This window comes from Metapseudomonas cellulosilytica (assembly GCF_049334135.1).
Lineage (GTDB): Bacteria > Pseudomonadota > Gammaproteobacteria > Pseudomonadales > Pseudomonadaceae > Metapseudomonas.
Window position 1 is genome coordinate 75,439 of the sequence record NZ_JBHZGN010000001.1, and the last position, 21,832, is coordinate 97,270.

A 21,832-nucleotide genomic window follows, 5' to 3' on the forward strand; every position below is an offset into this window, starting at 1 on the left:
TTGAATCGGGGGAAGAACCTAACACCACCGGCACCCGGTACCAAACGAAGTGGCACTGTACGCCCCCGCACGGGGATGGATTCGGCAAGTCTCCCGACGCGCCAGCGGGCCGCGCCGCAATCGGCGGCGACCGTTCGTACGGACGGATACGCGCAAGGTTTGTGCAAGCGCAGGTATCTGGACGACGCTGGATACACTGCAATACAAAGGACGGCGGGCAAGCGTCGTCGAGCCCGATACACTAGCTCCCTGATCAAGTTGTGCGAGGTTTGTCCATGGATCATGTCGATCACATCCTGATCGTCGACGACGACCGGGAAATCCGCGAACTGGTGGGTAACTACCTGAAGAAGAATGGCCTGCGCGTCAGCCTGGCGGCCGATGGCCGGCAGATGCGCGCCTTTCTCGAATCCAATGCAGTGGACCTGATCGTCCTCGACATCATGATGCCCGGCGACGATGGCCTGCGCCTGTGCCGTGAGCTGCGCGTGGGCAAGCACAAGGCCACGCCGGTCCTCATGCTCACGGCGCGCAACGACGAGACCGACCGCATCATCGGCCTGGAAATGGGCGCCGACGACTACCTGACCAAGCCGTTCTCCGCTCGTGAACTGCTGGCCCGGATCAACGCCGTACTGCGCCGCACCCGGATGTTGCCGCCGAACCTGCAGATCAGTGAGAGCAGCCGGTTGATCGGCTTCGGCAAGTGGCGCCTGGACACCAGTGCGCGGCACCTGCTGGACAACGAGGGCACCCTGGTCGCCCTGAGCGGCGCCGAGTACCGCCTGCTGCGGGTCTTCCTCGACCACCCGCAACGGGTGCTCAGCCGCGAGCAGCTGCTCAACCTCACCCAGGGCCGCGAGGCGGACGTGTTCGACCGCTCCATCGACCTGCTGGTCAGCCGCCTGCGCCAACGCCTGCAGGACGACGCCCGCGAACCCGCCTGTATCAAGACAGTGCGCAGCGAAGGCTACGTCTTCTCGCTGCCCGTGGTACTGATCGAGCCGACGCCGTGATGGCCCTGCCCCGCTGGCCAAGCACCCTGGCCGCCCGTCTGGGGCTGATCTTCCTGATCGGGCTGGTGCTGGCCTACGGCCTGTCCTTCAGCTCGCAGTTCTACGAGCGCTACCAGACCGGCCGCGAGGTGATGCTCGGCAACCTGGAGCATGACGTGAGCACCGCCGTGGCACTGATCGATCGCCTGCCGGCGGAGGAACGTGCCACCTGGCTGCCGCTGCTGGATCGGCGCAACTACCGCTATCGACTCGATGCCGGCCTGCCCGGCGAACCCATGGACATGGACCGGGCACATATGGCGGCGACCTCCATCGAGCGGGCCATCGGCCAGCGCCATGCCCTGCGTTTCGAGAACATTCCCGGACCTAACCCCCACTTCCAGGCGCACCTGGTGCTGAGCGACGGCCGCCCGCTGACGATTGACGTCACCCCCGCACCCATCCCGGTGGCCCAGTGGCTACCGGTGGTCCTGATCCTGCAGTTGGCCCTGCTGCTGCTCTGCACCTGGCTGGCGGTACGCATGGCGATCCGTCCCCTGACGCGCCTGGCCCGGGCCGTCGACCACCTCGATCCGGACACCCCTGGCCCGGAACTCGACGAGCGCGGCCCGAACGAAGTGGCCTACGCCGCCCGCGCGTTCAACGCCCTGCAAGGCCGCATTGCCGCCTACCTGAAAGAGCGCATGCAACTGCTGGCGGCCATCTCCCACGATCTGCAGACCCCCATCACACGCATGAAGCTGCGTGTCGAGCAGATGGATACCTCGCTGGAGCGGGACCGGCTCTGGAGCGACCTGAACGAAATGCAGCACCTGGTACGTGAAGGCGTCGCCTACGCGCGCAGCATGGACGGAGCCAGCGAGGCCCCGTACCGGATCGACCTCGACGCCTTCCTCGACAGCCTGGTCCTCGACTACCAGGACAGCGGCCAGGCGGTGAGCCTCGACGGAACCAGTGGCGTGCTGCTGGAAACCCGTCCCCATGCCCTGCGTCGGGTCCTCACCAACCTGATCGACAACGCCCTGAAATTCGGCGGCAGCGCCCAACTGGAAGTGCGCCGCGATGGGCATGGCAAGGTGCAGGTGCAAGTCCTGGACAACGGGCCGGGCATCGCCGAAGAGGAACTGGACGCCGTGTTCAAGCCCTTCTACCGGGTGGAAAGCTCGCGCAACCGCAGCACCGGCGGTACTGGCCTCGGCCTGGCCATCGCCCTGCAACTGAGCCAGGCCCTCGGCGCCCGCCTGAGCCTGCGCAACCGCGAAGGTGGCGGCCTGTGCGCGCAGCTGGAGCTCGGCACCACGGCCTGAGGGGCAGCGCGCATCGCCGCGTGGATAGCGCCTTTTTCCCGCCAGGAACTATGGGCCGCGCTCAGTTGTGGGGATCATGAAAAATGCCCACCAGGCGCTGGCCACGGCGGTTCCTGCACACCCAGTTGTATATCGGGTAGCCCAGGAGTGAAAACAGCGCTGAGGAGAAGGCCCCGAAGATCGGGAAGAAGAGGAAGTTCCCCAGGTGATTGCCAAATCTATCCAGGGTGATCATCCCCAGCCAGTTGGCGACCAGAAGAATCAACGCCCAGCCAATCCCCCCGCAGAAGGCGCTGAGGGCCGTCACGAGCATCAAGGAAAAGGCATTCAACTGCACGGAACAGTATTGATAGGTCTTGGCGGTTTCCCTTGCCGTCGCTTCTTCCACGACAGGTTCTCCCCTTGTGCTTGTTGAACGGACTGCATGTCTTGCGGGGGCTGCACGGCCACTCTGGTTCGCGCCTTATCGGACATGAACTGGAGATGACGATAGGACAGGTGATCGGCCCATCCATATCTGTCGCGACAAAGCGACGGTGGCGACCGCCAGCCGGCACGGAGGGATGGAATCGGACTTCAGCGCCCTACCCTTAACCTTGCAGAGTTCGTCGCGGCCGAACCTAGAGGTGCTAGTGCACCCTGGAGAGCGCCGTAGCGGGCGGAACGGCTGGTCAGAGGCTACAAGCCACGACACGGGCAAGGGCCCAAGAAAAAGAATCTTGGCGGAGTTTCGGGGATACATTGAGTTCACGCGTGATTGCCAATTTCGTATGAGTGGCATTGGTTGGCTCCGCGCAGCCGGATGTATCCCTCTCCCCCGGCCCCTCTCCCGGAGGGAGAGGGGTGACTCGCGCCGGCTAGGCACAAACAGTCCTGAAGCCAACAGCGGCCTGAAACTGAGCAAGCATGGTGGGGCAGCGACTCTGCCCCGTCAGGAGGCCGAGCGGAATCGTTGCAGAGGGGGACGAGCGGCATGGATGCCGCGAGAGGCTTGTGGGGCCAGGGATGGCTCCTCACGCCGGGCCCCCGGAGGAACGATGGAGCAAGGGGAGTTCGGCGAAGCCGAACCCGGATGCAGGGGCAAGCGTTTTGCTTCCTTTTGGGTGGGCGGCACTCCGGCGACTGCAAAAGGGAGTCGCCCGGGAGGGCGAAACAGAAACCCGACGCCCGCTCGGCAATGAGCTGGACTCCTGGACAACAAGCAAACCTCTCAAAAAAGCCCGCGCACCTGGCAAGGTACGCGGGCTTTCTGCTTGCGAGGGCACTCAGGGAATGTCGAAGGTCACCTCGATATTGCCGCGGGTGGCCTTGGAGTACGGGCAGAGCTGGTGCGCTGCCTCGACCAGTCGCGCCTTGTCCTCGGTCGCCAGCCCGGGCAGTTCAACGCTCAGCTTCGCCGCCAGGGCGAAGCCGCCGTCGGCGGTGTTGCCCAGGGATATATCGGCGGCCACCGCCACATCCTCCGGCAGGCGGATCGACAGACTCTGCCCCGCGCGATGCAGGGCGCCAATGAAGCAGGCCGACCAGCCAACACCCAACAGTTGCTCCGGATTGCTCCCCGGCCGACCTGAGCCGGGACGGCTCAGACCTACGACCAGCTCGCCATCAGTGGATTTGCCGTGACCATCGCGGCCGCCGGTGGTGCGGGTGCGGCCGGTGTAGATGATGTTTTTCAGGACATCTGTCATTGAGAAAACTCCTTGGAAGTGAAAGAACGAGCCGGCGGGCGCCCGCTTCGCATGGCGCGCCAGTCAGGCGTGCCGAACGCCACGCCCTGGGTGCGCGGGATTTCCAGCGGAGCCAGGGCCTGGGGCTCGGCGTTGGATCAATGGAGCCGCATCAGTTCTTGGCCTGGCTCAGCTTGGTGAACAGCTCGGTGGGCACTTTCTTGCCGTTGGAGATGTACTGGTTGGTGCGGAACTTGTAGACCTCGCCCTCGGACAGGAAACCGTCCTTGTTGGTGTCCATCGCGATGAACTCCGCTTCGCCGTTCGGAGCCACGGTCAGCAGTTCCTTGCGCGAAACCCGGCCGTCGTCGTCGGTGTCGGTACGGGCGAAGGACGCATCGCCGCACTTGCCTTCTCCACACTTGCCCTCGGCTGCCTTGGCGCTGCTGGCCTCGGCGGCACCGCACTTGCCTTCGCCACACTTGCCTTCGCCCGCCTTGTCGGCCGCGGCGAGCTGGTAGCCCTGGGGCAGCGCCTCCACCGCGAAGGCGGCGGACGAGGCCAGGTTCATGCCGCCGGCCAGGGCAACAGCGATCAGGCCAATGCGGGTCTTGTTCGAGATTTGGGAACGGGACATGGTGCTTCTCCGGATACTGTGCGCGGCCACGCCACGCGGGTCATGCCACTAGGGCGGATTAACCCTGGAGCGAGGCGCCTGGGCTGACCTCGTTCGGGTGTGGCTATTTCGCCCTGGCCATGTATCCGGGACGTATCAAGCGGGAGAATCATTTGTAAGCGAGTCGCCCGGCACCGGGACCGGATACAGAGGGATACGCGCCCCGTCAGCGGGTGCAGCATCTGGCAAGGGCAAGCGTCCGCTCAACCAAGCCTGACCTTCACCGGACCGTTCGCGGGTCGTTCAAGCCTTCCATGATCCGCTTGGCGTTGTCGAAGCAGCTCACGCCTTCGGGTTTTTCCCTGATGTGCCGGATCAGGGTCAGCAGATTGGCCTTGCTCAGGGCGAGCTTGCGCTCCATCGCTTCGATGTCCGCAACCTTGCCTTGCAACGCCTCGAGCAGCTCGTCCTGCTTCCATTCTTCAAGGCCTACCGGGAGCAGTCCGCGAATCTCATCGAGGGAGAAACCCGCTGACTGCGCCCCGGTAATGATGTCGAGCATCAGCAAGGTTTCCGCCGGATATTCCCGGTAACCGTTGGCTTTCCTGGCCACGGAGCTGAGCAGCCCCTTGGCCTCGTAGAAACGAATCCTGGATGCGGCCAGGCCGCTGCGTTTGGAGAGTTCGCCGATTTTCATGGGGTCCATCGATCCGCTTGACATTAAAGTTGACTTTAAGCTTAGCGTTCTGGCTCCGCAATGGAGGAGCCAACGATGAGCCTGTTCGACCCCCTCGCCCTGCCCAATGGCACGCTGATTACCAACCGCCTGGCCAAGGCCGCCATGGAAGAAAACATGGCCGACGATGACCATGCGCCCTCTGCAGCCCTGCTGCGCCTTTACCAGCGCTGGGCCGATGGCGGTGCCGGGCTGATCATCACCGGCAATGTCATGGTCGACGGCCGCGCCATGACCGGCCCCGGCGGTGTCGTGCTGGAGCGCGACACCCACCTCGATCGTTTCCAGCGCTGGTCACAGGTTTCGCGTTCGCGCGGGGCGCAGGTGTGGATGCAGATCAATCACCCCGGCCGGCAAACGCCTGCGGCCCTCGGCCAGCCGACACTCGCGCCCTCGGCCGTTGCGCTGGAATTGGGCAGCTTCTCCAAGCAGTTCGGCGTGCCACGGGAAATGTCCGAGGTGGAAATCGACGAGGTCCTGCAACGCTTCGTGAATGCCGCCCGACTGGCTGAGCGCAGCGGCTTCAATGGCGTGCAGCTTCACGCCGCCCATGGCTACCTGCTGAGCCAGTTCCTTTCACCGATCAGCAACAGGCGCCAGGATCGCTGGGGGGGCTCCATCGAAAACCGCGCGCGACTGCTCATCGATATCGTCAGGCAGGTGCGCGCGGTGGTCTCCCCCGACTTCGCCGTTTCGGTGAAGCTGAACTCGGCCGATTTCCAGCGCGGCGGTTTCAGCCCGGAAGATGCGCGCCGCGTAGTCGCCATGCTCAACGAGTTGCGGGTCGACCTGGTCGAGCTCTCCGGTGGCAGCTACGAAGCCCCGGCCATGCAGGGCCAGGCTCGCGACGGCCGTACATTGGCGCGGGAAGCCTACTTCCTGGAGTTCGCCGAGAACATCGCGGCGGTAGCCCGGATGCCGCTGATGGTCACCGGCGGTATCAGGCGCCGCGCCGTGGCCGAGCGTGTGATCCAGAGCGGCATCGCCATGGCCGGCATGGCAACCGCACTGTCCATCAACCCGAACCTGCCACACGAGTGGTCCGCGGACACCGACAGTGCCCCCGCCTTGCGCCCCATCACCTGGAAGAACAAGACCCTCGGTGCCATGGCCAACATGGCGGTGGTCAAGTACCAGCTGTTGCGGCTGAGCAACGGCAGAAGCACGCGGCCTGAGGTCTCCCCGCTCGTCGCGTTGCTGCAGCAACAGCTTTTCACCGTGTTCCGGACCCGTCGCTATCGTCGATGGATTTCCGGCCAATCCGGAACCTTTCCCGCTTCGCCCATCTCGACGACGGTCACCCACAGGCAACCGCGGTGATTCCAGATAAGGCGGGGCGCGTTTTGCCCCCCTAGGCAGGACGCCCGCACCCGCCCTCACCGTAGGGTGTGCCATGCGCACCGCTTCCGGGGTCAGGCCCGGCGCGACGTCCAGCCCCTGGTGCGCACGGCGCACCCTACCGGGCTGGCTCCGTCGCTCCAGCCAAGCGACGTGAGTCGTAACAGGTCGAGCCGGTGACTCATGGCCACGTTCAAATGCATTCGCTCACAACGGATGCGCTACTCCCCGGCCCGCTCCAGCAGGCTCCGGGCACGGCCGATCACGGGGGCATCCACCATCGCCCCATCCAGTACGAATACAGCCTCGCCCGAGGCAGCCACCGCGAGCACGCGCCGGGCCCAGTCGAGTTCGGCGTCGCTGGGCATCAGCTCGCGGTGAATCACCTCGACCTGACTCGGGTGGATGCACAGGAGTCCGGCGAAGCCCATGTCGCGCGCGAAGCGCACCGTGCTGGCCAGCCCTCCGGCGTTCTGGATATCCGGATAGACCCCATCCAGCGGCGGCGCCAATCCGGCCAGTCGGGAATGCAGCAGCACGGCATAGCGGGCATGCCCCATCACCTGCTCCGCCGCCTCGCTGCCGCTGGCAAGGTTGAGGTCCAGGCCCAGGTCGAGACTGCCGAAGGACAGGCGTTCGACACCGCCCGCCGCGGCAATCTCAGCGACGGCCCAGAGCCCTCGGGCGCTCTCGATGATCGGCCAGACCGGCTTGCCGGTGGCAGCGGCCCTGCCAACCTGGGCGGCGGTTTCGGCCTTGGGCAGCATCACGCCGACCACACCCGCCTGCCGTTGGCAGAGGGCCAGGTCGGCCTCGTGCTGAGGGTGGCTCGGCGCATTCACCCGCACCAGGATTTCAACGTCCGGATGCTCGACGAGGAAGCGCTCGAGGTTGTCCCGAGCCTCCACCTTGAGGCTTTCCTGCACGGCATCCTCAAGGTCGACGATCACCCGGCTCGCGCCTGTGGCCAGCGCCTTGGCAATACGATCGGGACGGGTCGCCGGCACGAAAAGCGCCGAGCGTATGGCTGTCTTGCTCATAGTCTTCCTCGTCAATCGAACTCGATTTCGCCCACCTGCGCGAGGCCGGTCTGGTTACCCGCCCAGACGTCCGCCTTGCCGCTGCCGACCAGCTGGCCGCCCACCTCGAAGGACTCCGGGCAAATCAGCGGGCGCACACCCCGAAAGGAGAACCGGCGCAGGCGCGCCTGCGGATTGGCACGGCAGAAGGCACGCAGACTCAGGGTGGCGATCAGCGGCCCGTGCACCACCAGCCCCGGATAACCTTCCCGCTCCGTGGCATAGGGCCAGTCGTAGTGGATGCGGTGGCCGTTGAAGGTTACCGCCGAGTAGCGGAACAACAGTGTGGGGCTGGGCTCGACGGTCTCCAGCCATGTGCCGCTGGGCAACTGCTCGGGGCTCGACAGCTTGGGCGGGGTCGGCTCTCGGTAGACGATGTCCTGCTCGTCGCGCAGGGCCAAGCGGCCGTCCTGGAAATGGTCATGGCGCACGGTGACGAACAGCAGGGAACCGGTCCGACCACGCTTTTTCTGGACGTCGAGGATGGTGGAGATGCGCGTCACCTCCCCGCCCACCTTCAGCGGCTCGATGAACTCCAGGCGGCTGCCCGCCCACATCCGGTTGCGATTGTCCGCCGGGGGCAGGAAGCCACCCCGCGCAGGATGCCCGTCGGCACCCAGGCCGGATTCGAACACCGGGGCCTGGAAGAACGCCCAGTGCCACAGGGGCGGCAACGCCTCGCCATGGGAGGGAGTCGGCTCGCCGAGGGTGGCGGCAATGCGACGGACCAGGTTGCGGCTGATCTGGTCATGGGTTTCCTCGGAGCGGCCGATCCAGGCGGACAGGTCGATTTCACTCATGTCGGGATGCTCCTGAAATGCGCTCAAAGGGCGTTGGCCAGTTCCGGCACGGCTTCGAACAGGTCCGCCACCAGGCCGTAGTCGGCCACCTGGAAGATCGGGGCTTCTTCGTCCTTGTTGATGGCGACGATGACCTTGGAGTCCTTCATGCCGGCCAGGTGCTGGATGGCCCCGGAGATGCCCACGGCGATGTACAGCTGCGGGGCGACGATCTTGCCGGTCTGGCCGACCTGCATGTCGTTCGGCACGAAGCCGGCGTCGACCGCGGCACGGGACGCGCCGACGGCAGCGCCGAGCTTGTCGGCCAGGGCGTACAGGTGCTTGAAGTTCTCGCCGTTCTGCATGCCACGACCGCCGGAAATGACGATCTTGGCCGCGGTCAGTTCCGGACGGTCGGACTTGGCCAACTCTTCGCCGACGAACGCGGACTTGCCGGCGTCGGACACGGTGGCCACGGCTTCAACGGCAGCGGCACCGCCTTCGGCGGCAGCGGCGTCGAAACCGGTGGACCGCACGGTGATCACCTTCACGGCCGCGCTGGACTGCACGGTGGCGATGGCGTTGCCGGCGTAGATCGGCCGCTTGAAGGTGTCGGCGCTCTCGACGGCGATGATCTCGGAGAGCTGGTCGACGTCCAGCAGAGCCGCTACGCGCGGCAGGTAGTTCTTGCCATTGGTAGTGGCCGGCGCCAGCACATGGCTGTAACCAGCGGCGAGGGAGGCCACCAGCGGCGCGATATTTTCCGGCAGCTGGTGCGCGTAGGCGGCATGGTCGGCGACCAGCACCTTGGCCACGCCGGCGATCTGGGCAGCGGCTTCGGCAACGGCACCGACGCCCTGCCCCGCCACCAGGATGACCACCTCGCCACCGATCTGCTGCGCGGCGGTCACGGTATTCAGGGTGGCAGCGGCCAGCGCGCTGCTGTTGTGTTCAGCGATTACCAGGACAGCCATCTCAGATCACCTTCGCTTCGTTTTGCAGTTTCTCGACCAGTTCCGCCACCGACTTGACCTTGATCCCCGCCTGACGGGCGGCCGGTGCTTCAACTTTCAGGATCGATACGGTGGAAGCGGTGGAAACACCCAGGGCGTCCGGGGTGACCACGTCCAGCGGCTTCTTCTTGGCTTTCATGATGTTCGGCAGCGACGCGTAGCGCGGCTCGTTCAGGCGCAGGTCGGTGGTGACGATCGCCGGCAGGTTCAGCGCAACGGTCTGCAGGCCACCATCGATCTCACGGGTGACGTTGGCCTTGTCACCAGCGACTTCGACCTTGGAGGCGAAGGTGCCCTGGGCGTAGCCAGTGAGGGCGCCCAGCATCTGGCCAGTCTGGTTGTTGTCGCTGTCGATGGCCTGTTTGCCGAGGATCACCAGCTGCGGCTGTTCCTGGTCGACAACGGCCTTGAGCAGCTTGGCCACGGCCAGGGAATTCAGTTCGTCGTTGGATTCGACCAGGATCGCGCGGTCGGCGCCCAGGGCCAGGGCAGTACGCAGCTGCTCTTGAGCGGTGTTCGGGCCGATGGTGACGACGACGATTTCACTCGCTACGCCTTTTTCTTTCAGACGGACGGCTTCTTCCACGGCGATTTCGCAGAAGGGGTTCAGCGACATCTTCACATTGGCAAGGTCGACGCCGGAGTTGTCCGCCTTGACGCGGACCTTGACGTTGTAGTCGACCACTCGTTTGACAGCTACCAGTACCTTCATGGGGCTCTCGAATTCAGTGTTGGGTTGCAATAGGGGTGACGCTCAGACCATGCCGGCCCGGCGCATCCGCTCCACCTGCTCGGCAGGTACGTCCAGCTCCGCCAGCAGCGCCTCGGTGTGTTGGCCGAGGGCGGGCACCGGGTCCATACGCGGCGTGAAGGCATTGCTGCTGGCCGGCGGAAGCAGGCTCGGCAAAGGGCCGGCCGGGCTGCCGATCTCCCGCCAGCGGTCCCGCGCCTTCAGCTGCGGGTGATCCCAGACGCCCTGCATGTCGTTGACCCGGGCATTGGCGATCTGCGCCCGTTCCAGGCGCCCGATCACCGAGTCGAAGTCCAGCTGGGCGAAGGTGCGTACGATGATCTCGCGCAACGCTGCGCGGTTCTCCACCCGTTTGAAGTTTGCGCAGAAGCGCTCATCCGTGCTTAGCTCCGGCGCGCCCAGGACCTTCTCGCAGAAGGCCTGCCATTCCCGCTCGTTCTGCAGGCCGAGCATCACGCTGCTGCCGTCGCCCACCGGGAAGGGTCCATAGGGATAGATGGTGGCGTGGGCGGCACCGGCGCGAGGAGGCGGCGGTGCCTCTTCGTAGGCGTAGTACAGCGGGTAGTTCATCCACTCCACCAGGCTCTCCAGCATGGACACATCCACCCGGCTGCCCTTGCCGGTGCGTTCACGCAGCATCAGTGCCGAGAGCACGCCCGTATAGGCATACATTCCGGCAGCGATATCGGCGATTGAGCAACCGGCCTTGGCCATCTCGCCCTCGCCCGGCCCGCCAGTCACCGACAGAAAGCCGGCTTCGCTCTGGATCAGCAGGTCATAGGCCTTCTTCCTTTCATAGGGGCCGCCCTCGCCGTAGCCGGAGATGTCGCACACCACCAGACGCGGAAAGCGTTCGTGCAGGATCTCGAAGGAGAGCCCCATGCGCGCGGCAGCACCGGGCGCGAGGTTCTGCACCAGCACATCGGCTTTCTCCAGCAGCCGCTCCAGCACCTCCAGGGCCAGGCCCTGTTTCAGATCCAGGGTCAGGCTTTCCTTGGAGCGGTTGGTCCAGACGAAATGGGAGGCGAGACCACTGACACGCTCGTCGTACCCCCGGGCGAAGTCGCCCACTCCGGGGCGTTCCACCTTGATCACCCGTGCGCCGAGGTCGGCCAGTTGGCGGGTACAGAACGGCGCGGCGATGGCGTGTTCCAGGCTGACCACCGTGATGTCATCGAGGGGGCGCACTGCTGGTTGGCTCATTTGAAGTCTCCCGGGCCGGATCAGAACGAACGCGGCAATTCGAGCAGGTGCTCGGCCACATAGGACAGGATCAGGTTGGTGGAGATGGGCGCCACCTGGTACAGCCGCGTTTCACGGAACTTGCGCTCGACGTCGTACTCGTTGGCAAAGCCGAAGCCACCGTGGGTCTGCAGGCAGGCGTTGGCCGCTTCCCAGCTGGCCTTGGCTGCCAGGTATTTGGCCATGTTGGCAGCGGCACCGGCATTCAGCCCCACGTCGTACTCCTCGCAGGCGCGCCAGCGCATCAGGTCGGCCGCCTCGATCTCGATATGGGCTTCGGCAATGGGGAACTGCACGCCCTGGTTCTGCCCGATGGGCCGGCCGAACACTACACGATCGCGGGCGTACAGCGCGGACTTCTCGGTGAACCAGCGGCCATCGCCGATGCACTCGGCGGCGATCAGGGTGCGCTCGGCATTGAGGCCGTCGAGAATGTAGCGGAAGCCCTTGCCCTCTTCGCCGATCAGGCTGCTGGCCGGGATCTCCAGGTTGTCGAAGAACAGTTCGTTGGTTTCGTGGTTGACCATGTTGGCAATTGGCTGCACGGTCAGACCGTTGCCGATGGCCTCGCGCAGGTCGACGAGGAAGATCGACATGCCTTCGGACTTCTTCTTCACCTCGGCCAGCGGCGTGGTGCGCGCCAGCAGGATCATCAGGTCGGAGTGCTGGATGCGCGAGATCCACACCTTCTGCCCGTTGATCACGTACTTGTCGCCCCGGCGCACGGCCGTGGTCTTGATCTTGGTGGTGTCGGTGCCGGTGGTGGGCTCGGTGACGCCCATGGACTGCAGGCGCAGTTCGCCGCTGGCGAGCTTCGGCAGGTAGTAGCGCTTCTGCTCCTCGCTGCCGTTTCGCAGCAGGGTGAACATGTTGTACATCTGCCCGTGGATGGTCCCGGAGTTGCCGCCGCAGTGGTTCACCTCTTCCAGGATCACCGAGGCCTCGGCCAGGCCCAGGCCGGAACCGCCGTACTCTTCCGGGATCATCGCCGACAGCCAGCCGGCCTGGGTCATGGCGGCGACGAATGCTTCGGGGAAGCCCTTCTCTTCATCGATCTTGCGCCAGTAGTCGGCGGGAAATTCGGCGCAGAGGGCGCGCACGCCTTCGCGGATCGCATTCAGTTCTTCGTTGTTACGGATGCTCATTGTTGTTCTTTCCTCAACGCAGGACGAAGGGGTTGGGGACGTCATCGGCCAGGTTCACCCAGACGCTCTTGGTCTGCAGGTAGTCTTCGATCGCGACCTGGCCGTTCTCCCGGCCGATACCGCTCTGCTTGTAGCCACCGAAGGGCGCCATGAAGCTCACGGCGCGGTAGGTGTTGACCCAGACGGTGCCGGCACGCACCTGATCGGTGACGCGGAAGGCGCGGCGGATATCCGAGGTCCAGATACCTGCGGCCAGTCCATAAGGCGTGTCGTTGGCGATGCTGACCGCTTCGTCTTCATCGTCGAAGGGGATAATCGACAGCACGGGGCCGAAGACCTCCTCGCGGGCGATGCGCATCTGGTTGTTCACGTCGGCGAAGATGGTCGGCTCGACGAACCAGCCATCGGCCAGTTCCGCCGCCTCGGGGCGCTTGCCGCCCAGCAGGCACTCGGCACCACCCTCGCGGGCGATATCGATGTACTGCAGCACCTTGTCGCGCTGCGGCTGGGTGGTGATGGGGCCGACTTGGGTACTCTCCAGCATCGGGTCGCCCAGACGCGCGGTGCGGGCCAGGGCCACCACCTTCTCGCTGACCTCCTGGTAGACGTTGCGCTGCACCAACAGGCGCGAACCGGCGATGCAGGTCTGCCCCGAGGCGGCGAAGATGCCGGAAATGGCGCCATTCACCGCGTGTTCGATATGGGCGTCGGCAAAGACGATGTTCGGCGACTTGCCGCCCAGCTCCAGGGTCACGTGCTTGATGTGCTTGGCCGCCTGGGCATAGACCGCGGCGCCGGTGGCATCGCCGCCGGTAAACGCGACCTTGGCCACCAGCGGGTGGCTGACCAGGGTCGGCCCTACTTCGTGGCCGAAGCCGGTGACGGTGTTGACCACGCCATCAGGGAACCCGGCCTCCTTCACCAACGCCATCAGCGCCAGGGTGGAGCAGGAGGTGAACTCGGACGGCTTTATCACCAGGGTGTTGCCGGCGGCAAGCGCCGGCGCCAGCTTCCAGGTCAGCAGCATGAGCGGCGAATTCCAGGGGGTGATGGCCACCACCACACCCAAGGGCTCGCGCTTGGTGTAGGAGAACATCTGCGGCTTGTCGCTGGGCAGCACGCCGCCTTCGATCTTGTCCGCCAGTCCGCCGAAGTAATAGAACCACTCCGGCAGGTAGCGCAGCTGGCCCCGCATCTCGGCGTAAAGCTTGCCGTTGTCGCGCACCTCGATGGCTGCGAGCTTTTCCGCATCGCGGGCGATCAGGTCGCCCAGGCGGCGCAACAGCTTGCCTCGTGCGGTGGCCGACAGCTTCGGCCAGGGTCCGCTGCTGAAGGCACGGTGCGCAGCCTCGATGGCCAGGGTCGCGTCCTCGGCACCGCACTGCGGCACCTCGGCCCACTCGGCGCCGGTAAAGGGGTTGGCCGTGGCCAGCCAGCGCCCGGTGCTGCTGGTGCGGTACTGGCCATCGACCAGGTTCTGGAAGCGCTCAAGGTTCGACATGGAAGGCACCTCTCGATGTTCAGATGGGCGGGTGACCAAGAGCCGCGCGGAAGCGGTTCTTGATGTAGCTGCCATCACGCGGCGGCAGCACGCGCGGCGGGTTCTCCGCCTTGATCTTCACGGTGGCCAACTTGACCCCGGCGTTGCGGGCACCGATCTGCTCGCGCAGCTGATGCACACCGTCTATGTCGCGGATCTCGTCGGTCCAGCCGAAGCCGCAGGTCTTCGCCACCTGGTCCAGGGCGATGCCATGGCCGGCGTGGCTGACTTGCATGCCGGTCTCACCGAAGTGACCGTTGTCCAGCACCACGATGGTCAGGTTCGCCGGTTTCTGCAGGGCGATGGTCGCCAGGGAGCCGAAGCCCATCAGCATCTCGCCGTCACCGGTCACGACGACCACGGACTTGTCCGGCTGCGCCTTGGCAATGCCCAGTCCGACCATCGTCGCACTGCCCATGGCGGCCCAGAGGTAGTAGTTGTTGTCGTGGTCGCCGGCGGCCATCACGTCGTAGGAGGCCGAACCCAGGCCAGTGACGACCAACACGTCGTTGCGGTCGGCCAGCAGGGTCTTGACGACTTCGCGGCGGTCGAGAATGTGGTTGGCGCTTACTTGACCCATTTCTTTTCTCCAATCAGGCGCTGGCCCAGCAGCAGCGCGGTAGCGGAATCACCATTGAAGGCCATGGTGGCGGCGCCGTGCAGCAGCGGCGCCACGTCCTTGGGATCGTCGGCACGCCAGGTCATCACGCCCATCAGGTTCAGCGAAGCTTCGGTGGCCTGGCCCATGGGGTTCTGCCAGGGGTTGAACTCGGCCCAGTCGCCACGCATGGTCACCACCATCAGCAGCGGGAAGCGTGCGCAGACCTGCAGGGCCAGATTGTTGATGCAGTTGCCCACGCCGCTGGACTGCATCAGCAGCGCGCCACGCTCGCCGCCCAGCCAGGCGCCGGCCAGGTAGCCGATGCCCTCTTCCTCGGTGGTCAGCACCACGTCATGGATGTCCGGGTCGGCGATGGACATGCGAATGGCGGCGGAGTGGCCGGCGTCCGGTACGTAGACCACGTGCTTGACGTCGTGCGCCTTGAGGACGTTGAACACGTCCACCTGCCAGTCGATTTCGGGTGTTGTCATGCTTGTCTCCGAAAGGCTTGATGCCCTGTGTTTTTTTCGATTCTGAGGGGCGTGGCGGTCAGCGACGACTACCGTTTTTTTCAATGAGATATGCCCGCTCGGCATAGCTCAGGAGTGAGCGCTGGAAATGGCTCCGCTATGTTTGAGTCCGGTCTTCTGCTCGATTTCGCCAGTACCGTCGAGGTAGCCGTAGCGGGTCAGGTCCGGCATCAGCAGCGAGGCGATGAACGTCACGACCAGCACACAGGCGACGTAGAAGAAGAACCAGGTCTCCAGGCCCTGGGAGCGGAACGACAGCGCCACGTACTCCGCCGTACCACCGAACAGCGCATTGCCGATGGCATAGGGAAAGCCCACCCCAAGCGCTCGGACGGATGCCGGAAAGAGTTCGGCCTTCACCAGGCCGGAGATGGGTGTGTAGAGCGAGGCGACGACGAGGCCGGTGAACACCAGGAGGAACGCGACATAGGGATTGCCAACGGAGCGCAGGGCGAACAGCAGTGGCACCACCATCAGCATGCCGATGCCCGAGAACAGCAGCATATGGGTCTTCACCCCCAAGCGGTCGGCGAGCATGCCGAAGAACGGCTGGCAGCACATGAAGCACAGCAGCGCCGCAGTCATGACGAAGCTCACCGTCTCGGCTGGCAACCCCACCGAGATCACCAGGAACTTCTGCATGTAGGTGGTGAAGGTATAGAAGTAGAGCGAGCCGCCTATGGTGAAGGCGATCACCAGGGCCACGGCGCGCTTGTGCATCAACAGCCCCTTCAGCGAGCCGGCCTCCTTCCTGTGCATGTCCTTTTTCGAGGCGCTCTCATGCATCGCGCGACGCAGGTAGACGACCACGATCGCACTCAGCGCCCCGATGAAGAATGGAATGCGCCAGCCCCACTCGGTCAGCTCTTCCTTGCTCAGGGTCTGCTGCAGGACGACCACCGTGAGCAGCGCTAGGATCTGCCCGGCGATGATGGTGAAGTACTGGAACGAGCCGAAGAAACCGCGCCGCCCGGGAGTCGCCATTTCGCTGATGTAGGTGGCTCCCGTGCCGTACTCGGCGCCCACCGAAAGGCCCTGGATGAGCCTGGCGATCAGCAGCAGGACAGGTGCGGCGATGCCGATGCTGTCGTAGGTGGGCATCAGCGCGATCAGCAGGGAGCCGGCGCACATCAGGAATACCGAGATGATCATCGAGACCTTGCGGCCCCGGGTATCGGCGATCCAGCCGAACAACCAACCTCCCAGCGGCCGCATGAAGAAGCCCACGGCGAACACCCCGGCGGTGGCCAGCAGTTGGGTGGTCTGGTCGCCCTTGGGGAAGAAGGCTGCGGCGAAATAGATCGAGGTGTAGGCGTAGATGAAGAAGTCGTACCACTCCACCAGGTTGCCGGAGCAGGCCCCGAGGATGGAGCGGGCGCGACTGGAAGCCGACTTCGGGCTTGTGTCGTTGGCGGCGCGGAGGGGCTCGGAAGCGGGTGAGGTCATTGTTGTTGTCCTTTCTTCGAGGCGAGCCGGGACTGAGCGCTGGCCACGGGGCAGGCTCGCAATGCTCGGCTGCGGATTGTCGGGCGATGGAACGCGGGATCAGCGCTGCATCGGCGAGCGAACGGATGCCGGTAGTCAGGTCGGTGGATGCTGGGCGGGAATACGGGCGAGCCCACAAGCTCGGAAGAACGGGACAGGGAGTGAAGCGGCGTTACAGGTCATCGGGCATGCCCTCGAGCTTTTATTGTTGTCTTGTGCCTGCTCCCGGGGAGCGGCGAATACTCACGGAAACCACGCTACGCCAGCCGGGGCTGGCGAATAAGCCGCGCCTGCATCTATCAGCTATACCCAAATTCTATCGCTCGCCCGCCAAGGCCCGAAGACAGGGCCCTGGCGCCCCTTTCGCGGCAACGGCGGATTGCCTCGCAAGGGGAAGTGCGGGTTTGTTCCGCAGCGAATGGCATTACACTTTCAGCGCAGCCGCTCCCGACCGGGCCCGGCGCGTCATCTGCCCCTCGCCAATGGTTCCTCGATGGACATCGTTCAGCTCAAGACCCTGATCCACGTCGCCGAACTGGGCAGCCTCAGCAAGGCCGCCGATCGCCTGCACATCGCCCAGCCGGCCCTGAGCCGGCAGATCCGCCAGCTGGAGCAGGAGCTCGGCACCTACCTGTTCGAGCGCCACGGCCGGGGCATGGTGATCACCGACATCGGCCGCGAGGTGCTGGCCCATGCCTCGCGCATCCTCGAGGAGATGGAGTCGATCCGCACCACGGCGACGGGCGGGCGATCGTCCTATCGAGGTACGGTCACCATCGGCACCACGCCGACCGTCGCCGAGATCATCACCGTGCCCCTGGTGCGCAAGATCCGCGACGGGCACCCGCACCTGGCGGTGCGCTTTTCCTCTGCCTTCAGCGGCTACCTGCTGGACTGGCTGCAGCGTGGCGAGCTGGACCTGGCGCTGTCCTACGACCCGCAACCGCTGCACACCCTGCGCATCCAGCCGGTGATGATGGAGAACCTGATGCTGGTCGGGCCGGCCGACGCGGGCCTGCGCCTGGACACCCCGGTGCGCTTCGCCGACATCAAGGAGAGCCAGGTGGTGGTGCCGAGCAACCGCCACGGCCTGCGCAACATAGTCGAGGATTGCGCGCGCCAGGCCGAGATCAAGCTGCGTTGCAACGTCGAGGCCGACTCGTTCGGCGCCATGATCGACCTGGTGCGCAATGGCTTCGGCCTGACCATCCTGCCGCTGGCTCCCATCTATGCTCAGGTGCAGAATGGCGCCCTCAGCGCCGCCCCGCTGGTGGACCCGCAACCGACGCGCAGGCTGGTGCTGGTCTATCCGGCCGACCGCCGGGTCAGCCCCGCCGCCAGGTTCGTCGGCGAATCATTCATCGAGATCATCGCCGACCTGGTGGAGCGCAACATCTGGGCTGGCCACATGCTCTGAATCCCCGGGGCGGGTGCGCGCCCGGCCCCGGCTTGTCACGCAACCCCTTCGAGTTCCCTATGCAAGCGAACCTTCCCGCCCTGGTCCTGTTGCCGGGTCTGCTCAACGATGAGCGCCTCTGGGCGCAACAGGCCGACGCCTTGTCCGCGGACGTGGACACTCACATCGCCGACCTCAGCCAGGACGACAGCATCGGCGCCATGGCCCGGCGCGTGCTCGACGAGGCCCCTCCCCGCTTCGCCCTGGCGGCGCTGTCCATGGGCGGCTACGTCGCCTTCGAGATCATGCGCCAGGCGCCGGAGCGGGTGTTGCGCCTGGCCCTGTTCGACACCATGGCGAGCCTCGACTCGGCGGAACGCGCCGCCACTCGCCGGGGGCTGCTGCAGCTGGCCCATCGCGGCCGCTTCATCGGCGTCAGCCCGCAACTGATGCCGCGCCTGATCCATCCGCGCTGGCTGGACTCCCATGTCTCTGCCACGGTGCAGCAGATGGCGGCGGCCGTGGGCAAGGAAGGCTTCATCCGCCAGCAGCAGGCGATCATCGACCGCGCCGATTCCCTGCCCCTGCTCGCGGATATCCGCGTCCCGACCCTGATAGTGGTAGGCGCCGACGACCAGCTCACTCCGGTTGCCGAGGCACGCCTGATGCATGAGCGCATCGCCGGCTCGCGCCTGGAAATCCTGCCGGAATGCGGGCACCTGCCGCCGCTGGAAATGCCGGAACGGACGCTTTCGCTGCTCCGCGAATGGCTGGATTCCTGACGGCGCCGACTGCCTGTGGGAGCGATCCGTAGCCCCGATCGCGATTGCAGATCGAAGATCCGCCGTCCTTTCGCGATTGAACTCACTCCCACAAGTTCAGACTTCGTAGCGCCCAGGGTGGAATCCCGGTAACGGATTCCGCCTGCGTAGGATGCGGTGGAGCGAAGCGATACCCATCAGTGGATGCGGGGGAGCGCGGGAACAGCACCTTGTCTCCGTCCTCGCGTACTTATAGGCCAAGTTGTTATTCCCCCTTCAGCAGGAACCTTTCCAGCGGCACCTTGGTGATGGCGAAGCCGGCCAATAGAAGTGCGGAAAAGACCGCGAGGTCGTAAGAGATTGGTTGGCCCTCGTACCAGGCGCCGATGATGACGGCAAACACTGGAAAGATGATGAAGACGAACGACAGCACCACCGGGCTCATGCGCTTAAGCAGGAAGAAATAGACGATGAAGCCGCCCACCGAGGCGCACAGCCCAAGGTAGGCCAGCGCCCCCCAGGATCGAGCGCTTATGGCCAGGAAGTCTGGCCGCTCAATTGCGAGCCCCATGAGGAACAGCATTAGTCCGGCTACACCTATGGGCAGCGTGTTGTAAGTGATGACGCTGATCTCAGTGCCCCTTTGCTTGGTCACCACGTAGCACAGCGCATGCATAAGTGCGGCGGCAAGGATGGCCAGCACGCCGCCGAAACCAGAACTCTCCAGGTTCATGCCCTGGCTACGGAGGATCATGAACAGGCTGCCGAATCCGATGGCAATACCAAGCACCTGGGACAGGTAGATTCGCTCGCGGAGAAAGAGCGCCGAGAAGATCAGGATGAATACCGGCATGCAGCTGAACAGCAGCGCGGTGAGCCCCGAAGAAACATGCAACTCACCGTAGTTCAACAGGTAGTACGGCAAACCGAAGTAACACAGGGTCACGAAGGTAAAGAAGCCCAGCCCCCGTCGAGGAAAGAGGATCGAGTCGCCTCGCAGCAGGGCAAAGCCGAGAAACAGCGGGAAAGCGATCAGGAAACGCAGGCCGGAGGCGGTGAGCGGCGGCACGGTTTCCACGGCGATCTTGATGCCCAGCCAGGTGGTGCCCCAGCTGACGCAGACAATGAGAAACAGGAGCGCGCTGACCAATCCGGCTAACCAGGGTGATTTTGTCGTGGCCAGATTAGTGGTGGACTCTAGAATTGACATGATATCAATGCATCCAATTTGCTAGATTTGTGCGATCAATTCACGCTATTTGGACTTGAAATGGCTGTCAATCCAATTAATGACACCCTGTCATTACTCAAAAATGCGCTGGAGTCGGGCCAGGGGTCCAAGTACAAGCGCCTGGCCGATGCAATGGAGAAGCAGATTCGCAGCGGCAGCCTGGAGGCCGGCAGCAAGCTGCCGCCCCATCGCATCCTCGCCGATCGCCTGGGCGTCACCGCCGGTACGGTCAGCCGCGCCTATGCCGAACTGGAGCACCTGGGGCTGGTGATCGCCAGGGTGGGCGACGGGACCTTCGTGCTTCACCGCGAGCTCGCCCACAAGCGGGATGAGGGCTTTCGCAACGCTACGGAAGAGACGAACGGGCATTTCGACATGAGCCGCAACATGCATATCCCGGGGCAGGAAACCGCCTTCCTCGCCAGGAGCCTGTTGCAGTTGGCCGGCGATCCACAGCGGTTGTACGAACTGATGGTCTACAGCCCGGAACAGGGCCTGCCGCGCCACCGCCAGAATGGCGCCCACTGGCTGGCCAACGGCAAGTTCCAGCCGCGGACAGAGCAGGTGCTGTGCACCAACGGTGGCCAGCACGGCTTGCTCTGTACGCTGATGGCGCTGCTGAGACCCGGCGATACCGTCGTCACCGAGCAACTCACCTATCCCGGCCTGATCACCGCCGCGCGCATGCTGGGCATCCGGCTGTTGGGTGTTGAAATGGACGATGAAGGGCTGGTCCCGGCAGCCCTGGACGATCTCTGTCGGCACAACCGGGTGAGCGCCCTCTATTGCACCCCTACCCTACAGAACCCCACGACGGCGGTGATGTCGCCTACGCGACGACAAGCAATTGCCGAACTATGTCGGGAACACAACCTACTTATTATCGAGGACGAGGCTCACGCTGTTCTGCTGGAGGACCGACCGCTGCCGTTGAGCCACTGCGCGCCAGAGCGCAGCATCCTGATCAGTGGCCTGAGCAAGGCGGTAGCGGCGGGTCTGCGCGTGGGCTACCTGCACGCTCCGGCGGCGCTGGTGGGGCGGCTGGCGGCGGCCCTGCGCGGATCTTGCTGGATGGCCACACCGCTGGCGATGGAGTTGGCCAGTGACTGGATCGAAAATGGTATCGCGGAGCAGTTGCTGCACCAGCAGATATGCGAGATAGAGCGGCGCAAGGCGCTGGTACAGGAGATGCTGGAGGGGCTGAACTACCGAACGCATCCACAGAGCCCGCATTTCTGGATCGAAGTACCGGAGCCCTGGCGCGCCTCGGATGTGGAGGCAGAGCTGAAATCGAAGGACTACCTGATCTCAACGGCTGAAGCTTTCGCAGTGGGCCGGGCGGCGGTGCCCCAGTTCGTGCGAGCCAGCGTCAGTAATGCATCCCATGATGACGGGTTGCTGGTGGACGCTTTTCGGGCACTGGCGGCGGCATTGCGACAGGAGGTTGGAGTCGTACAGGAGTGATCGAAATGCATTACCGGCGAAGACCATCGCGAATGAATCACTCCCACAGTAGAGACCTCACCCATCACACCGAGTCAGCTTTGTAGGATGGGTCGGGCGGCGTTCCGCGAGCTTGCGAAACCCATCAATCCGACA

General features: G+C 64.7%; 21 protein-coding genes. 6 read left to right on the forward strand and 15 right to left on the reverse strand.

Translation table 11 applies throughout. The features are described 5' to 3' along the window. Window positions 1–275 precede the first annotated feature (275 nt). Both ACFW0H_RS00370 and ACFW0H_RS00375 read left to right on the forward strand, forming a co-directional pair. Window positions 276–1,016: a response regulator gene (locus tag ACFW0H_RS00370; RefSeq protein ID WP_422911921.1), complete on the forward strand. Its 741-nt coding sequence runs from the start codon at window positions 276–278 to the stop codon at window positions 1,014–1,016. Then, window positions 1,016–2,323 (forward strand): sensor histidine kinase, encoded by a 1,308-nt coding sequence (locus ACFW0H_RS00375; protein WP_422912256.1) that lies wholly within the window; start codon window positions 1,016–1,018, stop codon window positions 2,321–2,323. Before ACFW0H_RS00370 ends, ACFW0H_RS00375 begins: the two co-directional genes overlap by 1 nt. Window positions 2,324–2,384: 61 nt before the next feature. Here ACFW0H_RS00375 and ACFW0H_RS00380 read toward each other — a convergent pair whose 3' ends face one another. From ACFW0H_RS00380 to ACFW0H_RS00395, 4 genes are all read right to left on the reverse strand, one after another. Beyond that, entirely contained in the window at window positions 2,385–2,711 is a 327-nt protein-coding gene (locus ACFW0H_RS00380) for a hypothetical protein (protein WP_422911922.1), read from the reverse strand. 877 nt (window positions 2,712–3,588) lie between these two features. Beyond that, window positions 3,589–4,011, reverse strand: a complete 423-nt coding sequence (locus tag ACFW0H_RS00385) for an Ohr family peroxiredoxin (protein ID WP_422911923.1) — start codon at window positions 4,009–4,011, stop codon at window positions 3,589–3,591. 151 nt (window positions 4,012–4,162) lie between these two features. After that, on the reverse strand, window positions 4,163–4,627 hold the full coding sequence (locus tag ACFW0H_RS00390; RefSeq protein ID WP_422911924.1) for an HvfA family oxazolone/thioamide-modified RiPP metallophore: 465 nt from the start codon (window positions 4,625–4,627) through the stop codon (window positions 4,163–4,165). Between the two features lie 259 nt (window positions 4,628–4,886). Continuing rightward, window positions 4,887–5,303, reverse strand: coding sequence for a MerR family transcriptional regulator (locus ACFW0H_RS00395; protein ID WP_422911925.1), 417 nt, complete (start codon window positions 5,301–5,303; stop codon window positions 4,887–4,889). Window positions 5,304–5,378: 75 nt separating this feature from the next. Here ACFW0H_RS00395 and ACFW0H_RS00400 point away from each other — a divergent pair, with 75 nt between their 5' ends. Continuing rightward, entirely contained in the window at window positions 5,379–6,662 is a 1,284-nt protein-coding gene (locus tag ACFW0H_RS00400) for an NADH:flavin oxidoreductase/NADH oxidase family protein (RefSeq protein WP_422911926.1), read from the forward strand. 239 nt (window positions 6,663–6,901) lie between these two features. Here the strand turns inward: ACFW0H_RS00400 and ACFW0H_RS00405 are convergent, their stop codons facing one another. The 10 genes from ACFW0H_RS00405 to ACFW0H_RS00450 all read right to left on the reverse strand — a co-directional run bounded on the left by ACFW0H_RS00405 (window position 6,902) and on the right by ACFW0H_RS00450 (window position 16,806). After that, the gene (locus ACFW0H_RS00405) at window positions 6,902–7,720 is read right to left on the reverse strand and encodes an HpcH/HpaI aldolase/citrate lyase family protein (RefSeq protein ID WP_422911927.1); all 819 of its coding nucleotides are present in this window, start codon (window positions 7,718–7,720) and stop codon (window positions 6,902–6,904) included. An 11-nt stretch (window positions 7,721–7,731) separates the two neighbouring features. Further along, entirely contained in the window at window positions 7,732–8,559 is an 828-nt protein-coding gene (locus ACFW0H_RS00410; RefSeq protein WP_422911928.1) for an HTD2 family dehydratase, read from the reverse strand. A 23-nt stretch (window positions 8,560–8,582) separates the two neighbouring features. After that, on the reverse strand, window positions 8,583–9,512 hold the full coding sequence (locus ACFW0H_RS00415) for an electron transfer flavoprotein subunit alpha/FixB family protein (protein WP_422911929.1): 930 nt from the start codon (window positions 9,510–9,512) through the stop codon (window positions 8,583–8,585). Window position 9,513: 1 nt separating this feature from the next. Further along, complete coding sequence (locus ACFW0H_RS00420; protein ID WP_422911930.1) at window positions 9,514–10,263, reverse strand: electron transfer flavoprotein subunit beta/FixA family protein; 750 nt, start codon at window positions 10,261–10,263, stop codon at window positions 9,514–9,516. Window positions 10,264–10,305: 42 nt separating this feature from the next. Further along, window positions 10,306–11,505 carry a CaiB/BaiF CoA transferase family protein gene (locus ACFW0H_RS00425; RefSeq protein ID WP_422911931.1) on the reverse strand — a complete coding sequence of 400 codons (1,200 nt, stop codon included), beginning with the start codon at window positions 11,503–11,505 and terminating at the stop codon, window positions 10,306–10,308. Between the two features lie 20 nt (window positions 11,506–11,525). Beyond that, window positions 11,526–12,689 (reverse strand): acyl-CoA dehydrogenase family protein, encoded by a 1,164-nt coding sequence (locus ACFW0H_RS00430; RefSeq protein ID WP_422911932.1) that lies wholly within the window; start codon window positions 12,687–12,689, stop codon window positions 11,526–11,528. 13 nt (window positions 12,690–12,702) lie between these two features. Then, a complete protein-coding gene (locus ACFW0H_RS00435) occupies window positions 12,703–14,190 on the reverse strand; it encodes an aldehyde dehydrogenase (protein ID WP_422911933.1) in 1,488 nt (495 codons plus the stop codon). Between the two features lie 19 nt (window positions 14,191–14,209). Further along, window positions 14,210–14,809, reverse strand: coding sequence for a thiamine pyrophosphate-dependent enzyme (locus ACFW0H_RS00440; protein WP_422911934.1), 600 nt, complete (start codon window positions 14,807–14,809; stop codon window positions 14,210–14,212). Beyond that, the gene (locus tag ACFW0H_RS00445; RefSeq protein WP_422911935.1) at window positions 14,797–15,321 is read right to left on the reverse strand and encodes a thiamine pyrophosphate-binding protein; all 525 of its coding nucleotides are present in this window, start codon (window positions 15,319–15,321) and stop codon (window positions 14,797–14,799) included. Before ACFW0H_RS00445 ends, ACFW0H_RS00440 begins: the two co-directional genes overlap by 13 nt. A 108-nt stretch (window positions 15,322–15,429) precedes the next feature. Next, window positions 15,430–16,806, reverse strand: a complete 1,377-nt coding sequence (locus ACFW0H_RS00450; protein WP_422911936.1) for an MFS family transporter — start codon at window positions 16,804–16,806, stop codon at window positions 15,430–15,432. Between the two features lie 532 nt (window positions 16,807–17,338). Between ACFW0H_RS00450 and ACFW0H_RS00455 the strand changes: the two genes are divergently transcribed. Together ACFW0H_RS00455 and ACFW0H_RS00460 are read left to right on the forward strand one after the other, a co-directional pair. After that, window positions 17,339–18,262, forward strand: a complete 924-nt coding sequence (locus ACFW0H_RS00455; protein WP_422911937.1) for a LysR family transcriptional regulator — start codon at window positions 17,339–17,341, stop codon at window positions 18,260–18,262. A 59-nt stretch (window positions 18,263–18,321) separates the two neighbouring features. Further along, a complete protein-coding gene (locus ACFW0H_RS00460) occupies window positions 18,322–19,023 on the forward strand; it encodes an alpha/beta fold hydrolase (RefSeq protein ID WP_422911938.1) in 702 nt (233 codons plus the stop codon). Between the two features lie 244 nt (window positions 19,024–19,267). Here ACFW0H_RS00460 and ACFW0H_RS00465 read toward each other — a convergent pair whose 3' ends face one another. Then, window positions 19,268–20,212: a DMT family transporter gene (locus ACFW0H_RS00465; protein ID WP_422911939.1), complete on the reverse strand. Its 945-nt coding sequence runs from the start codon at window positions 20,210–20,212 to the stop codon at window positions 19,268–19,270. Between the two features lie 60 nt (window positions 20,213–20,272). Between ACFW0H_RS00465 and ACFW0H_RS00470 the strand changes: the two genes are divergently transcribed. Continuing rightward, entirely contained in the window at window positions 20,273–21,697 is a 1,425-nt protein-coding gene (locus ACFW0H_RS00470) for an aminotransferase-like domain-containing protein (RefSeq protein WP_422912257.1), read from the forward strand. Window positions 21,698–21,832: the final 135 nt, after the last annotated feature.

What these genes read in the sequence shown, in the direction of transcription:
- ACFW0H_RS00370 (WP_422911921.1), top strand. Translation starts at nt 276, where the DNA reads ATGGATCATGTCGATCACATCCTGATCGTCGACGACGACCGGGAAATC.
- ACFW0H_RS00375 (WP_422912256.1), top strand. Translation starts at nt 1,016, where the DNA reads ATGGCCCTGCCCCGCTGGCCAAGCACCCTGGCCGCCCGTCTGGGGCTG.
- ACFW0H_RS00385 (WP_422911923.1), bottom strand. Translation starts at nt 4,011, where the DNA reads ATGACAGATGTCCTGAAAAACATCATCTACACCGGCCGCACCCGCACC.
- ACFW0H_RS00390 (WP_422911924.1), bottom strand. Translation starts at nt 4,627, where the DNA reads ATGTCCCGTTCCCAAATCTCGAACAAGACCCGCATTGGCCTGATCGCT.
- ACFW0H_RS00395 (WP_422911925.1), bottom strand. Translation starts at nt 5,303, where the DNA reads ATGAAAATCGGCGAACTCTCCAAACGCAGCGGCCTGGCCGCATCCAGG.
- ACFW0H_RS00400 (WP_422911926.1), top strand. Translation starts at nt 5,379, where the DNA reads ATGAGCCTGTTCGACCCCCTCGCCCTGCCCAATGGCACGCTGATTACC.
- ACFW0H_RS00405 (WP_422911927.1), bottom strand. Translation starts at nt 7,720, where the DNA reads ATGAGCAAGACAGCCATACGCTCGGCGCTTTTCGTGCCGGCGACCCGT.
- ACFW0H_RS00410 (WP_422911928.1), bottom strand. Translation starts at nt 8,559, where the DNA reads ATGAGTGAAATCGACCTGTCCGCCTGGATCGGCCGCTCCGAGGAAACC.
- ACFW0H_RS00415 (WP_422911929.1), bottom strand. Translation starts at nt 9,512, where the DNA reads ATGGCTGTCCTGGTAATCGCTGAACACAACAGCAGCGCGCTGGCCGCT.
- ACFW0H_RS00420 (WP_422911930.1), bottom strand. Translation starts at nt 10,263, where the DNA reads ATGAAGGTACTGGTAGCTGTCAAACGAGTGGTCGACTACAACGTCAAG.
- ACFW0H_RS00425 (WP_422911931.1), bottom strand. Translation starts at nt 11,505, where the DNA reads ATGAGCCAACCAGCAGTGCGCCCCCTCGATGACATCACGGTGGTCAGC.
- ACFW0H_RS00430 (WP_422911932.1), bottom strand. Translation starts at nt 12,689, where the DNA reads ATGAGCATCCGTAACAACGAAGAACTGAATGCGATCCGCGAAGGCGTG.
- ACFW0H_RS00435 (WP_422911933.1), bottom strand. Translation starts at nt 14,190, where the DNA reads ATGTCGAACCTTGAGCGCTTCCAGAACCTGGTCGATGGCCAGTACCGC.
- ACFW0H_RS00440 (WP_422911934.1), bottom strand. Translation starts at nt 14,809, where the DNA reads ATGGGTCAAGTAAGCGCCAACCACATTCTCGACCGCCGCGAAGTCGTC.
- ACFW0H_RS00445 (WP_422911935.1), bottom strand. Translation starts at nt 15,321, where the DNA reads ATGACAACACCCGAAATCGACTGGCAGGTGGACGTGTTCAACGTCCTC.
- ACFW0H_RS00450 (WP_422911936.1), bottom strand. Translation starts at nt 16,806, where the DNA reads ATGACCTCACCCGCTTCCGAGCCCCTCCGCGCCGCCAACGACACAAGC.
- ACFW0H_RS00455 (WP_422911937.1), top strand. Translation starts at nt 17,339, where the DNA reads ATGGACATCGTTCAGCTCAAGACCCTGATCCACGTCGCCGAACTGGGC.
- ACFW0H_RS00460 (WP_422911938.1), top strand. Translation starts at nt 18,322, where the DNA reads ATGCAAGCGAACCTTCCCGCCCTGGTCCTGTTGCCGGGTCTGCTCAAC.
- ACFW0H_RS00465 (WP_422911939.1), bottom strand. Translation starts at nt 20,212, where the DNA reads ATGTCAATTCTAGAGTCCACCACTAATCTGGCCACGACAAAATCACCC.
- ACFW0H_RS00470 (WP_422912257.1), top strand. Translation starts at nt 20,273, where the DNA reads ATGGCTGTCAATCCAATTAATGACACCCTGTCATTACTCAAAAATGCG.